The sequence below is a fragment of the Mycobacterium sp. 1465703.0 genome, from assembly GCF_001672975.1.
In the GTDB taxonomy this organism is placed as follows: domain Bacteria; phylum Actinomycetota; class Actinomycetes; order Mycobacteriales; family Mycobacteriaceae; genus Mycobacterium.
This window is the reverse complement of record NZ_LZKU01000125.1, coordinates 1-18,310: the sequence shown is the minus strand read 5'-3', so window position 1 is coordinate 18,310 and position 18,310 is coordinate 1. Positions and strand designations below refer to the sequence as shown.

Sequence of the window (18,310 nt, the reverse complement as noted above, 5' to 3'; positions counted from 1 at the left end):
GACGGCGAACAGCGAGCCCCTGAAAGGTCAAAGTTCTGCGGGGACAGCGTTTTCCGGACACCGACCGCGTTTTTCGGCTAGACCGGTGGTGCCTAGGTCCTTAGCTTTGCATCGGACAGCGGCCGGTACGAAGGTGACTCGTTCAGCGGTCACTGACGATGACTCACCGAAGGACCAAACTTAATGAATACCAGCGAGCCGAGAGGTCACTCGCGTGGCTGTGGGTGCGTGAGTCTTGCCCGAATTACGGAGGGTGGCAACAGTGAGTCTTTCCAGAAGTCGCCGACTGCTGACCAGGCACCTGGCAGCGCTGGTGGCATCGCAGTGCGACTGCGGGATGACGCCCCGCGTGCATCACTGCAAAAGCTGCGGAGAAACAACATGCCCGCTGCCACTCACCGAGCTCTGCCGCGCTCGTGAATTTGACGAGCGTTAGCATGGCGACCGTAATTTCCCCCGACGGAACCGCGATCGGCTATGAATCCGTCGGTGGCGGACCGCCATTGGTGCTTGTGCACGGCAGCACGGGCACGCTTGCTCGCTGGTGCTCGGTGACGCCGACGCTGGCGCAGAATTACACCGTCCACGCGATGGACCGCCGCGGGCGGGGACTCAGCACGGCCGAGGTTGAACCATACAGCTTGAGCCGGGAAGCCGAGGATGTCGCCGCCGTAGCCGAGGCCGTCGGCGGCGACGTCTACGCCGTGGGGCATTCCTACGGGGCATTGGTGATATTGGAAGCGGCTCTGATCACGTCAGCTTTCCGCCGAATCATGCTCTACGAGCCGCCCATACTGTCGCCGGGCCTCAACGTCGCCCCGCCGCAGGGCGTGGCACGGATGAACATGATGTCCGACCCGCGTGAAATCCTCGAGGCCTTCTATCGCGTAACCCTGCATCTACCCGAGCCGGCAATCAAAGACCTTGCGGATCGCGAGTTTCCGCATCTTGCCCGGTCGATCGCACACACCGCGCTACGTGAGCTCGCGGAGGTCCGCGCATATCGCGCAACCGAACGGCTGGCCGCCATCACCGCGCCGGTCCGGTTGCTGCTCGGCACCGAGAGCCCGGTGTACCTGCGCGCGGCCACCGCAGCCGTCGCCGCTCGAATCCCGGGCGCCACAATCGTCGCATTGCCCGGCCAGGGGCACCAGGCGATCGACTACGACCCACAACAGTTCGTCCGCGCGCTGGTCGAATTCGACTCTGGTGCGCAAATCGCGTGACGCCCGCTAGTCGTGGGCGTCGGGCAGGTGAGGCCAACCTTGCAGTAACTACTAGAAGGGTGCGGTGGAACAGTGTCGACCTATGTCCTGATCCCGGGTGCCTGGCATGGAGCGTGGTCCTGGCGACCGGTCGCCGAGCGGCTTCGCGCGGCGGGACACCGGGTGATCACCTTGACGCTGCCCGGCATGAATGACGGCGACGACCCTTCGGGATACCGGCTTCGGGATGCGGTCGATTACATCGCCCACGAGGTGCGGCGGCTGGAATCCGGCAAGGTGGTGTTGGTTGCGCACAGCTGGGGCGGCTTCCCTGCAACCGGCGCGGCTCATTCGCTTGCTGGCCGAGTCGAGAAACTCATCTATTACAACGGTCACGTGCCGCTTCCCGGCAGGTCCCTAATGGACGAGAATCCGCCCGACAAGCGCGCGTCAGGGCTGCGGCGGATAAGGGAATCCCCGCATGGTGGACTTCCGGCAACCCTGGAATACCTCAAGCGGGAATTGATGCAAGGCGTCTCTCCTGACATGCAGCGGTTAGTGGCTGATCTGTTGACGCTGCAGCCCGGTGGTTACTTCCTGGACGCCCTCGACTTCCATCCGCTCGACCTGAACATCCCACTGGCCTACATCACCGGAGACGGCGACCTGGCGATGCCGCGACCGGCGACCGAATCCGCCGCCCGGATCGGAGTTCAACCCATCGTGGTTCCTGGAACGCACAACGGCATGCTGACTCATCCCGACGAGGTGGCGAAGGCGATCCTCGCCGCTTGACCGGCGGGACCGACATCGGCATACCCGACACCGCGCTCGTCCGTGACTCTCGGCTATCCCATTGGGCAAATGGGGTGTGGCAGCCAACCGCCATCCAGGGCAAGATGTTTCGTCCCGAAACCGCTCGGGTGCACGATTCGGCGTCGAAGTACCGCAACCGCTGTGGCCGCCTCAAGACGACAAGACGGGCCTGACCGCGGCTCGCAGCTCAACGCCGGCGCCAGTAGCGATTGCGCTTGACGTCCGGCTCCGCGGCTCTGCATGCATCACAGCTATACCCGCAGGTTCGGGCAACCCGAAATGATTCGAATCGTTAAGACCCAGTTCCTTGTGGCCGCGATGTTTCGGCGCTACCTTTCCCGCCATGACAAATAGTATTGAGCGGTTCGGTGGTGGCGCCGGTGGCGGCTTTGTCGGCGGTGGCGCCGGTGGCGGCTTCGTGGGTGGTGGTGCCGGTGGCGGTTTCCTCGGCGGTGGTGCCGGCGGCGGTTAAGCCCCCGACTCGCCCATCCCGCTCGGCCCGTCGATGGGGCCGGGCGGACTTTCTGGATCGGCATCGGCCAGCAGGTCGAGCTGCATCCACGCCACGTCGTGCCAGCGGTCGTGTTTCCATTCGACGCGCCGGTATAGCCCGGCGTCGGTGAATCCGAACGAGCGGTGGAAGCGGTTGCTGGCCTCGTTGGGTTGGGTGATGCCGGCGAACGCCTGCCGGTAGCCCCGCTCGGTGAGCCTGCGCAGCAGTGCTGTGTACAGCGCGCGGCCACCGCCGGTACGGCGATGATGTGCGTCGACGTAGATCCCGGTCTCGGTCGACCACCGGTAGGTGGCAAGGCGGTTGAATGCGTGCCCGTAGGCGAAACCGGTCACTCGGCGATTACGTTCCAGGACCAGCCATTCGTGGTTCTGCTGGGCAGCGGCGATGCGCGCCGCCATCTCGTCGACGGTCGGGACCTCGATCTCCCAACTGATCACCGTGTGCTCGACATAAGGCCGGTACACCGCAAGGCACCCGGCCGCATCGTGGGCGGATGCCGGGCGGACAACTCCGCCACTTGCGTGCATGTCGCCGCAACTAGCGGTGTGGCTGGAAGGGGCCGCCGAACGGTCCACGGCGGGGTGGTTCGGTCACGGTCTGCGTGACGGTGCTGGTCTCGGTGCTCGGCGAAGCGGTGGTCGGCGGCTCCGTCGTCGGCGGCTCCGTCGGCGTGCCGGTGTCAGTGCTTGACGGCGGCACGGTCTCGGTCACCGTCTCGGTGGGCGCTCCACCGCCGCCTCCGCCGCCGTGGTGCCGCGGGGCCTGCTCAGTGGTGGTCACCGGCGCGGTGGTCGTGGTGGACGGGGTGGGCGTCGTGGTCGGTGCCGGCGGCCCGCTCGTGAGCTTGACCACCGCGAACACCAGCGCGGCCAGCAGTATCACTCCGATGGCGCCGGCCGCGACCAGCGCCGCAGGGCGGCGATACCAGGGCGGCGGGGGCTGCGGCGGTTGGGGCTCGGGGTCGTAATACCCGCCGTAGCGCGCGGCCGCGGTTGGCTCGGAGTAGAAATCCGGTTCCTCGGGATATGGCGGCACGAGAGGAGATGGTAGTAGGTCAGTCCTTGTCGATGAGGCCCAGCGCCCGCTCGAACAGGTGCACCGTGCCCGCGTGCAATTGGTCGCCGACCTCCTTTTCAGCCTCCCCGGCGCAGGCCCGGGCCAGCGTCCCCTCGATCACGATCCCGAGCTTGAAGCAGGCGAGCACGGCGTACCAGGTGATGTGGGACAGGTCGCGGGTGGTGTTGGCGGCATAGCGCTCAAAGAGTTCTTCGGTGCTGGCCAATCCGTCCTGACCGCCCAGGGCGTGGCCGAACACGCTGGAACCGTCGGGCTGACGCCAGGTGGCCAGCAGCCAGCCCAGATCCAGTAGTGGGTCACCGATCGTGCACATCTCCCAGTCGACGATCGCGACCACGTCCGGGCCGGTACGGGAGAACATCACGTTGGCGGCGTGGTAGTCGCCGTGCATGATTCCCGGCGTCCAGTTGGCCGGACGGTGGCGTTCCAGCCACGTCGACACTTCGTCGATGCCCGGGATGTCGGGCCCGGGATAGCCGTCGTAGTCGTTGTAGGACTCCAGCTCCGAAAGCCAGCGTGGCACCTGGCGTTCCAAGAAGCCCTCCGGCTTGCCGAAATCGGCCAGGCCGACCGCGACGTGGTCGACGGCGCCCAGCTTGGCCAGCGCATCGGCCATCGACAGGCCCATGCCGTGTCGCACCGTGGCATCGCCGGCGTGCAGCGGCGGCAGTCCCTCTCCGGCGTTGAATCCGTCAACCGGGTCCATCAGGTAGAAGACGGCGTCGCCCAGCACTTCGGGATCCTCGCAGGCCGCGATCAAGTGCGGATGGGGTACATCGGAACCCGCCAGTGCGGCAAGGACTTTCGTCTCCCGCAAGATCACGCTGTTGCTGCGCGGGCGCAAGTGTCGTGGCCCGCGCCGCAGCACGTAGGGCCGCCCGGCCCGGGTGAACCGCAGCATGATGTTCTGGGTTCCACCGGTGACGTTGGAAACGTCTTCCAGCGGCCCCTCGCCGAGTCCCTGTCCCGACATCCAGTCCGCTACGGCTTCCAGATTCACGTGATCCACTCTTCAGCCCTTCGGATGCGGGGTGTATCGAACGGTTTGCGCGCGAATCATGCCGTCGCTGAACACGAAGGTGTCGACACCGTCGTCCACCCGGTTGACCGCAGAGTCGGCGGTCCACTCCAGGAACAGCACGTCAGCAGCGAAATGCTGGGTCTTCAAGTCCCAGTTTGCATCCGGCAGATCGGCGAGCAAGGTCGCGAAGACTTCGCGGATGGCGCCCTTCCCGCGCGCGACGCCGGCGGGGCTGATCAGCACGGAGTCCTCGGCGTAGTCGACGACGATCTCGTCAAGGTCGCCGTTGGCCAGTGCGGTGCCGTGGTGGGCGAACACTTGCTGCGGTGTCCGGGTGGGCGTCATGGCACTCCCTTGCAACCTGTGGACCGTCTGGGAAAAAGACTAGGACAGCGGCTACGGGAGGCCCCAGGCGGCGGCGGCTGGAAGGATAGTGTGCGTAACTTACTTTCTGGGGAAGGAAGATGGCGATGCCGCGGACCGACAATGACTCCTGGGAGATCACTCAAAGCGTGGGCGCCACCGCTTTGGGTGTCGCTGCGGCTCGGGCGGCCGAGACCGAAAGCGAAAATCCGCTGATCAACGACCCGTTCGCGCGGGTGTTCGTCGACGCCGCGGGCGAGGGGATGTGGAGCCTCTACGCCAATCCGGAGCTGCTGGCCAAAGCGGGTGACATCGAACCGGACCTGCGGAATCGACTGCAATTGATGGTCGACTTCATGGCCACCCGGACGGCGTTCTTCGACGAGTTCTTCCTTGGCGCGGCCGACGCCGGGGTTCGGCAGGTGGTCATTCTGGCGGCCGGGCTGGACGCACGCAGCTGGCGGCTCCCGTGGCCCGACGGCACCGTCGTCTACGAACTCGACCAGCCCAAGGTGCTGGAATTCAAATCCAACACCCTGCGCGAACACGGCGCGCAGCCCAAGGCGCAGCTGGTCAACGTTCCTATCGACCTGCGTCAGGATTGGCCGAAAGCGCTGCAGGAGGCCGGGTTTGACGCCTCTCGCCCGGCTGTCTGGTCGGCTGAGGGCTTGGTTCGCTATCTGCCGGCGCAGGCCCAGGACCTGCTGTTCGAGCGGATCAATTCGTTGAGTGTCGAGGGCAGTTGGCTGGCGTCCAACGTGCCCGACTCTGGTTTCACCGACCCCGGTCGTGTGCAGCGACAGCGCGACGACATGCGACGGATGCGGGCGGCGGCCGCCGAGCTGGTCAATGCCGAGATAACCGACTTCGACGACCTCTGGTACCCGGAGGAGCGCACGGCTGTCGACGGCTGGCTGCGGGAGCGCGGCTGGGACGTCACGACGGCGTCTTTCGCCGAGTTGATGGCGCGGTATGGCCGCAGCATTCCGCAAGGCTCGGAGGATTCGATGCCGCCCACCCTCTATGTGTCGGCGCAGCGGCGAGCCGACTGATCGGGGTTCAAACTCTCGTTACCGCAACGTCTCTCGGCGCGGAGACAATGACATATCGGTCGGTAGGTACTCTCACCGCTATGGCTGGACGACGGGCCCGGCTCAGCGACGTGCATGAGATCGCCGCCGGGATGCCGCATGTTCAACGCCTGGAGGGTCCCAAGGGCAACGCCATTTACCAAGTGGGCGGGAAGTCGTTCGTCTTCTTCCGCACGCCCCGGCCCGACGCGACCGATCCGGACACCGGCGAACGCTATGCGGATGTGATCATGCTCTGGGTGGAATCGGAGAGCGACAAGTTGGCATTGATCTCCGACCCTGGTTCGCCGTTCTTCACCACGGACCACTTCGACGGGCATCCGTCAGTCCTGGTACGGGCCAGTCGGCTGGCGGAACTCAGCAGAGGCGAATTAGCTGAGCTGATCCAGGATGCCTGGCTGTCCCGGGCGTCCAAGAAGCGGGCCGCTGCCTGGCTCGCCGACCACCTCTGACGCTGCGAGCTCTGCCGACAAGCACTGCCGCATAACCCATTGCATGTTTAGACAGAAGTCGAATGGGTAATTTCACGTCCACGAGAAAACTTCTTCTCGACCCATAATGGAGGTCACGATGCGTGGCAGCGGGATCATCGGAACGGTTGCTTTGGTGTGGTTGCTGATCGGAGTCTTCGCGGCGTGGCAGCGCGACTACTTCAAAAACGACCAAACAACATGCGCTTCCGCGGGCACGGTTGCGGTGACCGTGATTGCTGGGCCCTTGAATTACTTCGGTGTTAATCCGAAAGTTACGGATTGCCATCTGCCGCAACCCAGTTCAATGCAATCGATCAACCTCTAACCGCTCACTCAAAGGAAATCGACATGGTTATCTTAGGAATCATCCTTCTTATTCTCGGGTATTTTTTCCACGTACCAGTGCTGACCACGCTGGGCATCGTGCTGCTGGTCATCGGCGCCATCCTGTGGATCCTGGGCTCGGTCGGACGCCCGGTCGCCGGTAGGCGCTATTGGTATTAACTCTTCGGGCCGGAGGACGGGATCGCGCGACTGCTGAGCAGTCGCGCGATCCGTTTCTTCACAGGACACGCATAGGTTCGGCATAGCGGCGGCTCAGTCGCGGGCGGATACTGGACCTTGTGACGCAGCCCCGAGCCTCAGTAGAGCGGGTTGTTATGTGTCGTGCAGACGGCAACCCCATAAACGTTTTGGTCGTCGACGACGAATCTGTCCTGGCCGACATGGTGTCCATGGCTTTGCGGTACGAAGGCTGGAATATCTCCACCGCCGGTGACGGCGCATCGGCCATCGCGGCGGCGCGCTCTCAGCGGCCCGACGTGGTCGTTCTCGACGTGATGCTGCCCGACATGAGCGGGCTCGACGTCTTGCACAAACTTCGCGAAGAGAACCCGCAGTTGCCGGTGCTGCTGCTGACCGCCAAGGATGCGGTCGAAGACCGCATCGCCGGACTGACAGCGGGCGGCGACGACTACGTCACCAAGCCGTTCAGCATCGAGGAGGTCGTGCTGCGCTTGCGGGCGCTGTTGCGGCGCACCGGGGTGACGACGGTGGACAGCGGTGCACAGTTGGTGGTCGGAGATTTGGTGCTCGACGAGGACAGCCATGAAGTCACCCGCGCCGGTGAGCCAATCTCGTTGACCTCCACCGAGTTCGAGCTGTTGCGATTCATGATGCGCAACTCCAAGCGGGTGCTGAGCAAAGCCCAGATCCTGGACCGGGTGTGGAGTTACGACTTCGGCGGTCGGTCCAACATCGTCGAGCTCTATATTTCCTACTTGCGCAAGAAGATCGACAACGGCCGCGAACCGATGATCCACACACTGCGCGGCGCGGGTTATGTCCTCAAGCCGGCCCGCTGACACGCGGAGGGTTTGGTCCCTTCGGCTGCGGCTGCTGGTCGGTCAGATCGTTGTGTTGGCAGCGGTGTGCGTCGGCATCACTGCGGCAACCGAACTGGCGCTGCTACACCATTTGGTGGCACAGCTCGATGGGCAGCTCGCCGGAACCTCCTACCGCTCGGCGCTCTTGTATCCCGAGCCGCCGCACTCGGGTTGGCGCCATCAGCATGTGTATCCCCGGCCGGGCCCGGGCCCGCGATTCCTCGATGCACCGGGCCAGCCGGCCGGCATGGTGGCGGCGGTGGTGAGTCACGGCGACACCGTGGACGCCGGCTACACCACCAGCAGCGGCGAGCGGGCCGCGCTGACCCCCACCGCCCAGCTGCAGCTGTCCGGGATCGCCGGCAGCCGCAAGCCGGTGACTGTGAACCTCGACGGGCTGGGCCGCTATCGCGTGGTCGCGGCTCCGAGCCGAAACGGCGGTGACGTCATCGTTACCGGTTTGTCGATGGCCAACATCGATACCACCTTGATGCGGATGCTGTTCATCTTCGGGATTGTCACCGTGATCGCACTGGTGGCCGCCACCACCGCCGGCGTCATCATCATCAGGCGGGCGCTGGCGCCGCTTCGCCGCGTCGCGCAAACCGCCAGCAAGGTCGCCGGCTTGCCGCTGGCACGCGGCGAGGTCGAATTACCGGTGCGGGTGGCCGAATCCGACGCCAACCCGTCCACCGAGGTCGGGCAACTCGGCGCCGCCCTCAACCAGATGCTGGACCACATCGCGGCCGCCCTGTCGGCACGACAGGCCAGCGAGACGCGGGTGCGCCAGTTTGTCGCCGACGCCAGTCATGAATTGCGCACCCCCCTTGCAGCGATCCGCGGCTACACCGAACTGACCCAGCGAATGGGTGACGACCGCGAAGCGGTGGCGCAGGCCATGAGCCGGGTGGCATCGGAGACCGAGCGGATGACTCGCCTCGTCGAGGACCTGCTGCTGCTGGCCCGGCTGGACTCCGGCCGGCCGCTGGAACGCGAACCGGTGGATCTTTCGCGGTTGGCGGTGGATGCGGTCAACGACGCTCACGTTGCCGGGCCTGACCATCAGTGGGAACTCGACCTGCCCGAAGAACCGGTGATCGTCACCGGGGATGCGGCGCGGCTACACCAGGTGCTGACCAATCTGCTTGCCAACGCCCGCGTGCACACCGGGGCTGGCACCGTCGTGACGACGCGACTGAGCACCGAGCCGTCGCACACCGTGCTCCAGGTCATCGACAACGGGCCCGGCATCCCCGCCGCGCTGCAATCCGAGGTCTTCGAACGGTTCGCCCGGGGCGACTCTTCGCGTTCTCGCAAGGGCGGCAGCACCGGGCTGGGGCTGGCGATCGTCTCCGCGGTCGTCAAGGCGCACAACGGGACTATTGCGGTGCACAGCGCGCCGGGCTGTACCGAATTCACGGTGCGGTTGCCACCCAACGGATGGCAACCGCCCGCACTCAATTCCGAAGGCGCTCAAGGCGCTTCGGTGAGCTAGCTAGGTATTGCAGGTGACATTGATTTCGAACGGCTTGTTAACCGGCTGCATCGGGTTGGCCATGTCGACCCCGGTGGCGGTGCCGCTGATCTTGTAGGTGTTGCCGTCCTTACTGGCGGAAGCATTGCCCTGCCCGGTTCCTGAGGTATATCCGAGCGTCACGCCATTGACGTTGCCGAGCCCAACCGATTTCACCTGTGGCGGGTTGCCGTCGCTGAGCACTGCGGCGATGCCGGTCGCTGAGCCACCGATCGCGATGTTGACGGTGCCACTTGCGTTGGAGCATACGACTGAGCCGGTGACGTTCTGGTCCTTGCCGTCGATGGAAACCTTGGTACCGGCGGCTCCACTGTTCGCCGATGCGCTGGTACCCGAACTGCCCGAGGAATTTCCGGTGCTCGACTTGTTACTCGAACAGCCAGAAATAGCCGCGGCAAGAATGGCCGCTCCAGCGACCACGACCGTCAGTTGACGCTTCACCTGTTCTCCTTTACCCGATAGTTGCGGTCCTCGGCATTGAGGGCCGTCTGCGCAGTATGCGGGTTAACTGAGTACGGGTCTAGAGCCTCAAGAAATTGTTGCTGTGTTCATTAGTTAGACGACGAAAAGCCATTGAAACCGGTTGGGTGAACCGCGCATTAATGCCAAGGTATGACGGTGGACCACAAGCCTCCCAGCCCGATGATCGAGTCGGCTCATCGCGACCACGTTTTGCCATTTCACGACGAAGCGGATTTCGCCGACGCCGACCGCGGATTCATCGCCGCCCTTTCCCCGTGCGTGATCAAAGCGGCCGACGGACGCGTGGTGTGGGACAACGACGCCTACTCGTTCCTGGATGCTCCGGCGCCGACATCGGTTCATCCCAGCCTCTGGCGGCAGTCGATCCTGGCCGCCAAGCAAGGCCTCTACGAAGTGGTGCCCGGCATCTATCAGGTGCGTGGCCTCGACATCTCCAACATCACCTTCGTGGAATCCGACAACGGCATCATCGTCATCGATCCGCTGGTCTCGACCGAGGTGGCCGCGGCGGCGCTGGCGCTGTACCGCACCCACCGGGATGGTGAACGCCCCGTCGTCGCGGTGATCTATACCCATAGTCATGTCGACCATTTCGGCGGTGTATTGGGAGTCACCTCGCAAGCGGACGTGGACGCTGGCGCGGTGTCCGTGCTGGCACCGGAGGGATTCGTCGGGCACGCGGTTTCCGAAAACGTCTATGCCGGACCGGCAATGACGCGACGGGCGACCTACATGTACGGCGCCCTGCTGCCGCGCGGGCCGATGGATCAGGTCGGTTGCGGGCTAGGCCAGGCGGCGTCGACCGGCGAGGTCGCGATGATCGTTCCCACCATCGACATCCGGGTGACCGGTGAAACACACACGATCGATGGCGTGCAGATCGAATTCCAAATGGCGCCCGGCACCGAGGCGCCCGCCGAAATGCATTTCTATTTCCCACGTTTTCGTGCTTTGTGTATGGCCGAGAATGCCACGCACAATCTGCACAACCTGCTGACCCTGCGCGGTGCACTGGTGCGCGACCCGCACGCCTGGTCCGGGTACCTCACCGAAGCGATTGACACGTTTGCCGAGCGCGCCGACGTCGTATTCGCTTCCCACCATTGGCCAACCTGGGGACGGGACAACATAGTCGAATTTCTGTCGCTGCAGCGCGACATGTATGCGTATTTGCACGACCAGACATTGCGACTGCTCAACCAGGGCCACACGGGCGTCGAGATAGCCGAATCCTTCCAGCTGCCACCGGCTCTCGAGCAGGCATGGCACACACACGGTTACTACGGATCGGTGAGCCACAACGTCAAGGCAATCTACCAGCGCTACATGGGCTGGTTCGACGGCAACCCGGGCCGGCTGTGGCCCCATCCCCCCGAAGCGCTCGCACCGCGGTATGTCGAGGCGATGGGGGGAGTGGACCGGGTCGTCGACCTTGCCAGGCAAGCATTCGACGCCGGGGACTTCCGTTGGGCCGCAACCCTGTTAGACCACACGATCTTTACCGAAGGCGAACACGCGGGTGCCCGCGCATTGTATGCCGACACGCTCGAGCAGTTGGCCTACGGGGCCGAAAATGCGACATGGCGCAACTTCTTCTTGAGCGGGGCAACGGAATTGCGCGATGGCAACTTCGGCACCGCCGTCCAGGTCGCTTCACCCACCATGCTGTCGCAGCTGACGCCGGAGCAGATCTTCGACTCTCTGGCCATCCGGGTCAACGGGCCGCGCAGCTGGGATCTGGACATCGCCATCGACGTCGCCTTCGCCGATACCGCGGTCAACTATCGGCTGGCGCTGCGTAACGGTGTGCTCGTTCACCGCAAGGTGGCACCCAACCCCGCGACGGCGACCGTTACGGTCGACCTGGCCAACAAGGTTCGGCTTCTCGCGGTGGCGGTGGGTGATTTCAGCTCACCCGGTCTGGAGCTCTCCGGTGATCAGAGCGCCCTGCAGGCGCTGCTGAGTGTGCTGGACGATCCAGACACGAATTTCAACATCGTCACGCCATAGCCGGGCCGGGTCAGGCGACGTCGATCACTACCTTGCCCAGTACCTTGCGGTCAGCCACATGCCGCAAAGCCGCGGGCGTGTCGGACAGCGGGAATCGCGCGCCGATGTACGGCCGCACCGTACCGGCGGCGAACATCTGTGCCAATTCCCTCAAGTCACGCACCGCGTCGTCGGGCCGGTCCGTCATGAAAGTGCGGATCTCCATGCCCCGCACACAGATGTCTTTGAGCAGAATGAGATTGAGCGGGATAGCGGGGATTGTGCCGGCCGCATAGCCCAGCGTGACGAAGGTGCCGCCACGCGCGAGTCCACGCAGTGCCGGTTCCGAATACGGTCCGCCGACCGGGTCCAGCACCACCCGCGCACTGTCACCGGTGAGTTCCCGGATCCGCGTTTTGAGGTCCTCCCGGTCGTAATCAACGGTCGCCTCGGCGCCGCGTTCTCGGCACAGTTCGAGCTTCTCCGGGCTAGAGGCGGCGGCCAGCACCCGCGCTTTCATCGCAACCGCCAGGTCGACCGCGGCCAGTCCGACACCACCGGCCGCCCCGAGCACCACCACCCAATCGCCTTCTGTGACAGCGGCGGTCGAGCGCAGCGCGTGATAGGCGGTGCGGTAGGTCACGCCGAAGGCCGCGGCCGATCCGAAGTCGGCGTCGTCGGGGATCAGCTCGGCCTGGCGTGCGTCGAGCAGCGCCTGTTCGGCGAACGCCCCGAAAGTGGTTCCGGAAACGCGTTGCCCCGGACTGAACGGCGCGCCGTCACCGGCGGCAATGACTTCGCCGGCGACCTCGTTGCCGGGTATGAACGGCGGCGGGATCTTCACCTGGTACTTGCCGGCGATGAACAGGACGTCGGGGAAGTTGACCGCGGCGGCGCGGACGCGCACCAGCACCTGGCCGGGGCCCGCCACGGGGTCGGGCACCTCATCGACGACGAGGTCCTCGGGCGGGCCATAGGAACGACAGATCACCGCGCGCATCAACCGACCCCCAATCCACGTAAACAGAACGTCACCACGTGTGCGATGTCGTCGGGGCCGGGCCGGTCGGCCGAGCCCACAAAGCGGCGCAAGAGTGCAGCGGTGCAGCTGAACACCGCCTCGACATCTCGTTCGACATCGCTACTGCCCAGCGCCGCAACGGGTTCGACGAGAAGCTCGCGAAGTGGTCGCATCATCTCCTGGTCGGCCGCGCGCCAACTGGTACCGGCCGTCAGCTGGCCGGCCGCCGCTCGGGTCATGCTGATCAGGTGTGGATCGGCCACCTGCGCCAGGGTGCCCTCGATCCACCGCGCGACCTTGTCCCGCGGGCTGGATTCCTTGGCCATCTGGTGCTCGAGGTAGGACACCACGATGGCCACCCCGCGTTCCATGACGGCCAAGATGAGATCGTCCTTGCCGGCGAAATACCGGTAGAACGCCTTGTTCGAGGAACCGGCCTCGGCGACGATATCGCTGACCCGGGGTGGTTCGGGCGCGACGCGTTCCATGACGCGCACCGCGGCGGCCAGGATGCGCTCCACCTCCTCGGTGGCCTCCCGCTGGCGGTCATCCAGTGCCCGCTCGACCGCGGCGGTCACGCGGTCAGAGGTCAACGAGTTCACCGTATTTGGCGCGTGCGGCGGCTCGCCGCACGTCGAGCATCTCGCTGGGCCAGTCACCTTCCTCGGCCTGGTAACCCTTGAGCAGCATCCGGGCCAGGTTGACCTTGTGCGCCTCAGTGGGTCCGTCGGCCAGGCCCAGCGCGATACCACCCAACAAGACGTTCACCAGTGGCAGCTGGTCGGTGAGTCCAAGCGCCCCGTGCACCTGGATCGCCCGCATTCCAATCGATTTGAGCACCTGTGAGGCGAGGATCTTGCAGGCGGCAATCTCCGCGCGTGCGCCGCGCTCGTCGCCGTTGTCGATCAGCCACGCGGCATGCAGCACGGTGAGCCGGAACGGTATCAACTCGGTGTAGGAGTCGGCGACGAACTCCTGAACCAGTTGCTTGTCGGCCAGCAGACTGCCCTGCGTGAAGCGGCTTTTCGCGCGGCGCGACATCATCTCGACGGCCCGCTGCGCCATCCCGATGGAGCGCATCGCGTGATGCAGCCGACCGCCGGCCAGCCGGGTCTGCAATATCAGGAAGCCCTGCCCAGGCTCACCGAGCAGGGCGTCGGACGGCACCCGGACGTCGTTGTAATGCACCAGGGAGTGCCCCGGCTCATGCGGGTCGGCACCGACCAGGTGGTGGTTGGCTTCCAGCACCACACCGTCGGTTCCGGCCGGGATCAGGAACGTCGATGCACCGGTATGCACCGGCACGTCGGGATCGGTGATGGCGACCACAATGAAAAAGGACGCGACGGAAGCGTTGGAGGAGAAGTACTTTCGCCCGGTGATGACCCACTCGTCGCCGTCTCGAACCGCGCGGGTGGTGAAGACCCGTGGATCGGCACCGCCTTGCGGCTCGGTCATCGAGAAGCAGGAGAAAATCTCTCCGGACAGCAGCCCCGCCAGGTAACGGTCCTTCTGCTCCTGGGTCCCGAAGCGAGCGATGATCTCGGCGTTGCCGGTGTCAGGCGCTTGCGTTCCGAACACGATCGGCGCCCACGGGCTGCGACCCAGGATCTCGTTGATCAGCGTCAGTTTGACTGCGCCGAATCCCTGCCCACCCAGTTCCGGCCCCAGATGCGGTGCCCACAAACCCTTGTCGCGAACCTGCTGTTTGAGTGGGTCGACAATGCGGCGGCGCTCGTCGTTCAGCGGCAGGAACTCGCAGCCGGGGAACAGTACCTCGAGCGGTTCTACCTCGTCGCGGACGAACGCACGGATCCACTCGAGTTTCTCCTCGAATTCCGGCTCGGTAGAAAAGTCCCAAGACATTCCAATACTCCTTTCATTGGTGGCGACCCGTCGCCTGGCTTGTGTCGATTGTGGCGACCCGCTACGCCCGGCTCCACCGCGCTTGCGATCGCCACCGCTGTGCCATGTCAGGGGATTCCGCCGTCGGCCCGCAAAATGGAGCCGGTGGTGAAACTGGATGCATCGGACGCCAAAAACAGTGCTGCGCCGACGATTTCGCGGGGGTCTCCGGCGCGCTGCAATGAAAGGTGCTTGAACGGGTTCTGTTCTGCTGCCTCGAGATTCCAGGCCTTGCTCACGTCTGTCAGAAACGGGCCGGCCATCAATGTGTTGACCCGCACCGCCGGGCCGAACGCCTTCGCCAACGCCTCGGTCATGGCGTTGAGCCCGGCCTTGGAAGCGGCATAGGGGATGATGTCGGGAGTCGGCCGCAGTGATCCGGCCGTACTCACGTTGATGATCGAACCCCGGCCGGCGGCCACCATGCGCTCACCTACCAACGCCGACAACCGGAACGGGCCCTTGAGATTGAGGTTGACGACGGCGTCGAACAGCTTCTCCGTCACGTCAGTGAGCTTGTCGTACAGCGGCGACATACCCGCGTTGTTGATCAGCGTGTCGACTTTGCCGAACCGCTGGTAGGTCGCTTCGGCCAAGCCATCGAGCTGGTCCCAGCGCCCGACGTGCACCTGATAAGGCATCGCCGAACGCCCGGTCTCGGCCTCGATCTCCTTGGCGGTGGAGACGCAGTTGTCCATGTTGCGGCTGGCGATCACCACGTCCGCACCACAGCGGGCCGCACCGAACGCCATCTCACGCCCCAGGCCGCGGCTGCCGCCGGTGATCAGGATGACCCGGTCGGTGAGATCGAAAAGTTGGTCGGCGTAACCCATCTCATGCCTTCTTGGTCGGGAGCGATCGGGCAAGCTCGGCCGCCGTGGCGATCAGCTGGAGAATCATCGGACCGAACGCGTCGGTGATCTTCGGGTCGACCCCTCCTTTTTGGGGGCCAGTCCGCACTCCAGCCGCGTACGTCTTCTCCAGCACGATGCCCAGCTTCCAGTTGGCCAGCACCAGGTAGTAGTCGATATTCTCGGTCGACAACCCGCTGACGGTTTCGTAGTGCTCTAAAAGGTCGCTGCGCGTAGGCATTCCGCGCATGTCGAGATAAAAGCCGTCCTCGCGGGGCTTTTCGCCGTCGTAGCCCAGCAGGCACCAGGCCAGGTCGAGCAGCGGATCGCCAACCGTGGTCATCTCCCAGTCCACGATCGCGGCCAACCGCGCCGGCCCGCCGTGCGCGAACATCACGTTGGCGAACTGGTAGTCACCGTGCATGATCCCGGCCCGGTAGTGCGCCGGCCGGTTGCGGCGCAGCCAGTCGGAGGCCTCGTCCAAACCTGGCAACTCGCGGACCTTGTAGGCATCGAGGAACGCCAGCCAGCGATCGACCTGCCGCTCGTGGAATCCGTCCGGCCGGCCGAAGCCTTCGAGTCCTTGCTTGCGCCAATCCACTCGGCCCAACTTGGCGGCGCCTTCGACCAGTTCGAACGCCAGACCGCGCCGGGCCTCGAGGTCGGTGTCGAACGGCGATTGCCACCCACCATCCATCGGGCTCCACCCGTCAATCGCCTGCATGACGTAGAACGGCATCCCGAGCACGGTGCCGGTGTCGTCGGCAGCGATCAGCGCCGCGTGCGGAACGTCGGTGCCGGACAGCGCCCGTACCAGGCGGATCTCGCGCAGCAACCCGTCGATGCGCGCGGCGTCGGCGCGCGCGCCCGGCATCCGCAACACCATCCGCTGGCCGCCGCGTTCAAGCAGGTAGAGGGTGTTCTGCGAACCGCCCTTGAGCTGGGTCAGCTGCGGCTCTTCGCCGCCACCCGGTGCGTCGCTCGCATCCAGCCAGCGGGCCAGCACGCCCGCGTCTAGTCCCGATTCGCTCACGTCAGTCACTGTTCGACCACCTCGCACACCCCAATCTCCGTGTGGAGAATAGCATTCTCCACACGCGGCAGCCGCGCTCAGTCCGGCTTGTGCGCACTCAGCAGGAAGCCGGGCGCCATGAAGTGGCCCTCGTTGTCGTGGTCCAGGTGCGCCAGCGGACCGTCCGATGCGCCGGCTGCATCGTCGGTGCCGTACAACTTGGCCGGGCGAATGTCGTCGACTCGCCACACCGCCGCGACGGCGTCGTGCAACTCGGGTTCGGTGAAGCCGGGCGGGCCGGGCCGGTCCGGATGGGCGCTGTCCATTGCCCCGGCGGCGAAGGCCAGGATGTACAGCGAGGCCCCGGGCGCGGCGGCCCGGAAGATGGACTGCAGGTAATCCTGGCGCCGGTCCGTTGGCAGCGCATGGAACAGTCCACTGTCCAGGATGGTGGCGAAGCGGCCCTCGGAACCAGGCGGGTAGTCATCGAAGCTGGTCACGTCGGCCTGGGCGAAGGTCGCCGTGCTGAGTCCTTGCTCGGCGGCCGCGGCGGTCGCCGCCTGGATCGCAGTGGCGCTGGCGTCGAGGCCGACAACGGTATGGCCGAGCGCGGCGAGGGCCAGCGCAAGGGCGGCGTGGCCACAACCCGAGTCCAGCACCTCGCTGCGGATCTTGCCTTGATCGATGAGACGCGCCAGCTCCGGTTGGGGACGGCCGATGCTCCACGGGGGTGGCGTCGCTTGCCGGTAGGCGGCGTCCCAATCCCGATTCGATTCGGTCATCTGTCCTCCTCGGCCGTCGAGCTACCAGAGCGATTGTGCACGCCTTGAGCGCCAAGCAGGCAGCGATGAGAGACTTCGGACCGGCACAACCGAAAGACAGGACGAATAATGCAAGTGCTTCTGGTCCGGCACGCGCTGCCGCTGCGCAGCGAACACGGCCAAGGTTCCGATCCGGACCTGTCGGACCAAGGAATGGCCCAGATCGAGCGACTGCCCAAGGCGCTCGCCAGGTTTCCCATCTCCCGCGTGGTGAGCAGCCCGCAGCGCCGGGCCATCCAGACCGCTGAACCGGTCGCGGCCGATCGTGGACTGACGGTCGAAGTCGACGATCGATTCGCCGAGTATGACCGCGACCTTCCGGTGTACATCCCCGTCGAGCAGATCCGTGCCGAGATGCCTGAGGAATGGGCGCGCCTGGCCCAGGGCCATCTGCCCAGTGCGGTCGACGAGGACGCTTTCCGCACCCGGGTACGCGCAGCGGTCGACGACCTGGTCGCCGCCGGCGACCCTGAAGACACGGTGGCGGTGTTCAGCCACGGCGGCGTGATCAACGTCCTGTTGCACGAAATTCTCGGTACCGCCCGACTGCTGTCCTTTCCCGTCGACTACGCGTCGGTGACTCGGCTGCTGTTCTCCCGGTCCGGTCAAGCGACGGTGGCCGCGGTCAACACCACCGAACATGTCTGGGACCTGTTGCCGCGAAACCAGAGGCTGCTCGACGAGGATGCGGGCAAGGCCTAGCGAAAGATCGGCAAATCTCAGGTGTTGCACCGGGTCGAGGTCGGCGA

At 65.2% G+C, this 18,310-nt stretch carries 22 protein-coding genes; 11 read left to right on the top strand and 11 right to left on the bottom strand.

The window, feature by feature from the left end:
- Positions 1 to 437: 437 nt before the first annotated feature.
- The 3 genes from A5625_RS10865 to A5625_RS30465 all read left to right on the top strand — a co-directional run bounded on the left by A5625_RS10865 (position 438) and on the right by A5625_RS30465 (position 2,493).
- The gene (locus A5625_RS10865) at positions 438 to 1,226 is read left to right on the top strand and encodes an alpha/beta fold hydrolase (protein WP_066992807.1); all 789 of its coding nucleotides are present in this window, start codon (positions 438 to 440) and stop codon (positions 1,224 to 1,226) included.
- Positions 1,227 to 1,298: 72 nt separating this feature from the next.
- On the top strand, positions 1,299 to 2,000 hold the full coding sequence (locus tag A5625_RS10860) for an alpha/beta fold hydrolase (protein ID WP_066992804.1): 702 nt from the start codon (positions 1,299 to 1,301) through the stop codon (positions 1,998 to 2,000).
- A gap of 364 nt (positions 2,001 to 2,364) precedes the next feature.
- A complete protein-coding gene (locus A5625_RS30465) occupies positions 2,365 to 2,493 on the top strand; it encodes a hypothetical protein (RefSeq protein ID WP_255397973.1) in 129 nt (42 codons plus the stop codon).
- On the opposite strand, the gene A5625_RS10855 is transcribed toward A5625_RS30465, so the two are convergent.
- The 4 genes from A5625_RS10855 to A5625_RS10840 are packed head-to-tail and all read right to left on the bottom strand — an operon-like array spanning position 2,490 to position 4,978.
- Complete coding sequence (locus A5625_RS10855) at positions 2,490 to 3,062, bottom strand: GNAT family N-acetyltransferase (protein WP_066992802.1); 573 nt, start codon at positions 3,060 to 3,062, stop codon at positions 2,490 to 2,492. The two genes, A5625_RS30465 and A5625_RS10855, sit on opposite strands and share 4 nt — an antisense overlap.
- Before the next feature lie 10 nt (positions 3,063 to 3,072).
- Entirely contained in the window at positions 3,073 to 3,570 is a 498-nt protein-coding gene (locus A5625_RS10850; RefSeq protein ID WP_066992800.1) for a hypothetical protein, read from the bottom strand.
- Positions 3,571 to 3,589: 19 nt separating this feature from the next.
- Positions 3,590 to 4,585: a phosphotransferase family protein gene (locus A5625_RS10845; protein ID WP_066992867.1), complete on the bottom strand. Its 996-nt coding sequence runs from the start codon at positions 4,583 to 4,585 to the stop codon at positions 3,590 to 3,592.
- 39 nt (positions 4,586 to 4,624) lie between these two features.
- Positions 4,625 to 4,978 carry a nuclear transport factor 2 family protein gene (locus A5625_RS10840; RefSeq protein WP_066992798.1) on the bottom strand — a complete coding sequence of 118 codons (354 nt, stop codon included), beginning with the start codon at positions 4,976 to 4,978 and terminating at the stop codon, positions 4,625 to 4,627.
- Positions 4,979 to 5,103: 125 nt separating this feature from the next.
- On the opposite strand from A5625_RS10840, the gene A5625_RS10835 reads away from it, so the two are divergent.
- The 6 genes from A5625_RS10835 to A5625_RS10815 all read left to right on the top strand — a co-directional run bounded on the left by A5625_RS10835 (position 5,104) and on the right by A5625_RS10815 (position 9,440).
- Complete coding sequence (locus A5625_RS10835; protein WP_066992864.1) at positions 5,104 to 6,048, top strand: class I SAM-dependent methyltransferase; 945 nt, start codon at positions 5,104 to 5,106, stop codon at positions 6,046 to 6,048.
- A gap of 80 nt (positions 6,049 to 6,128) precedes the next feature.
- The gene (locus tag A5625_RS10830; protein ID WP_066992795.1) at positions 6,129 to 6,539 is read left to right on the top strand and encodes an MmcQ/YjbR family DNA-binding protein; all 411 of its coding nucleotides are present in this window, start codon (positions 6,129 to 6,131) and stop codon (positions 6,537 to 6,539) included.
- Positions 6,540 to 6,645: 106 nt separating this feature from the next.
- A complete protein-coding gene (locus tag A5625_RS10825; RefSeq protein ID WP_066992792.1) occupies positions 6,646 to 6,885 on the top strand; it encodes a hypothetical protein in 240 nt (79 codons plus the stop codon).
- Positions 6,886 to 6,908: 23 nt separating this feature from the next.
- Positions 6,909 to 7,064 (top strand): hypothetical protein, encoded by a 156-nt coding sequence (locus A5625_RS29065; protein WP_156748124.1) that lies wholly within the window; start codon positions 6,909 to 6,911, stop codon positions 7,062 to 7,064.
- 155 nt (positions 7,065 to 7,219) lie between these two features.
- On the top strand, positions 7,220 to 7,924 hold the full coding sequence (gene tcrX / locus A5625_RS10820) for a two-component system response regulator TcrX (RefSeq protein WP_066992789.1): 705 nt from the start codon (positions 7,220 to 7,222) through the stop codon (positions 7,922 to 7,924).
- Positions 7,902 to 9,440 carry a cell wall metabolism sensor histidine kinase WalK gene (locus A5625_RS10815; protein ID WP_066992782.1) on the top strand — a complete coding sequence of 513 codons (1,539 nt, stop codon included), beginning with the start codon at positions 7,902 to 7,904 and terminating at the stop codon, positions 9,438 to 9,440. Before tcrX ends, A5625_RS10815 begins: the two co-directional genes overlap by 23 nt.
- Here the strand turns inward: A5625_RS10815 and A5625_RS10810 are convergent, their stop codons facing one another.
- Positions 9,441 to 9,920 carry a lipoprotein LpqH gene (locus A5625_RS10810; protein ID WP_066992779.1) on the bottom strand — a complete coding sequence of 160 codons (480 nt, stop codon included), beginning with the start codon at positions 9,918 to 9,920 and terminating at the stop codon, positions 9,441 to 9,443.
- Between the two features lie 171 nt (positions 9,921 to 10,091).
- On the opposite strand from A5625_RS10810, the gene A5625_RS10805 reads away from it, so the two are divergent.
- Complete coding sequence (locus A5625_RS10805; RefSeq protein ID WP_066992775.1) at positions 10,092 to 11,972, top strand: alkyl/aryl-sulfatase; 1,881 nt, start codon at positions 10,092 to 10,094, stop codon at positions 11,970 to 11,972.
- A 10-nt stretch (positions 11,973 to 11,982) separates the two neighbouring features.
- Here the strand turns inward: A5625_RS10805 and A5625_RS10800 are convergent, their stop codons facing one another.
- The 6 genes from A5625_RS10800 to A5625_RS10775 all read right to left on the bottom strand — a co-directional run bounded on the left by A5625_RS10800 (position 11,983) and on the right by A5625_RS10775 (position 17,522).
- On the bottom strand, positions 11,983 to 12,951 hold the full coding sequence (locus A5625_RS10800; RefSeq protein WP_066992773.1) for an NADPH:quinone oxidoreductase family protein: 969 nt from the start codon (positions 12,949 to 12,951) through the stop codon (positions 11,983 to 11,985).
- Positions 12,951 to 13,574 (bottom strand): TetR/AcrR family transcriptional regulator, encoded by a 624-nt coding sequence (locus A5625_RS10795; RefSeq protein ID WP_066992770.1) that lies wholly within the window; start codon positions 13,572 to 13,574, stop codon positions 12,951 to 12,953. The genes A5625_RS10800 and A5625_RS10795 overlap by 1 nt, the downstream gene beginning before the upstream one ends.
- A complete protein-coding gene (locus tag A5625_RS10790; RefSeq protein WP_066992766.1) occupies positions 13,555 to 14,838 on the bottom strand; it encodes an acyl-CoA dehydrogenase family protein in 1,284 nt (427 codons plus the stop codon). The genes A5625_RS10795 and A5625_RS10790 overlap by 20 nt, the downstream gene beginning before the upstream one ends.
- A 107-nt stretch (positions 14,839 to 14,945) precedes the next feature.
- Positions 14,946 to 15,710, bottom strand: a complete 765-nt coding sequence (locus A5625_RS10785; RefSeq protein WP_066992763.1) for an SDR family NAD(P)-dependent oxidoreductase — start codon at positions 15,708 to 15,710, stop codon at positions 14,946 to 14,948.
- A gap of 1 nt (position 15,711) precedes the next feature.
- Positions 15,712 to 16,770, bottom strand: a complete 1,059-nt coding sequence (locus A5625_RS10780) for a phosphotransferase family protein (protein WP_156748123.1) — start codon at positions 16,768 to 16,770, stop codon at positions 15,712 to 15,714.
- Between the two features lie 68 nt (positions 16,771 to 16,838).
- A complete protein-coding gene (locus A5625_RS10775; RefSeq protein WP_066992756.1) occupies positions 16,839 to 17,522 on the bottom strand; it encodes a class I SAM-dependent methyltransferase in 684 nt (227 codons plus the stop codon).
- Positions 17,523 to 17,630: 108 nt separating this feature from the next.
- Here A5625_RS10775 and A5625_RS10770 point away from each other — a divergent pair, with 108 nt between their 5' ends.
- Positions 17,631 to 18,263 carry a histidine phosphatase family protein gene (locus A5625_RS10770; protein WP_066992753.1) on the top strand — a complete coding sequence of 211 codons (633 nt, stop codon included), beginning with the start codon at positions 17,631 to 17,633 and terminating at the stop codon, positions 18,261 to 18,263.
- The last annotated feature ends 47 nt before the right edge of the window (positions 18,264 to 18,310 follow it).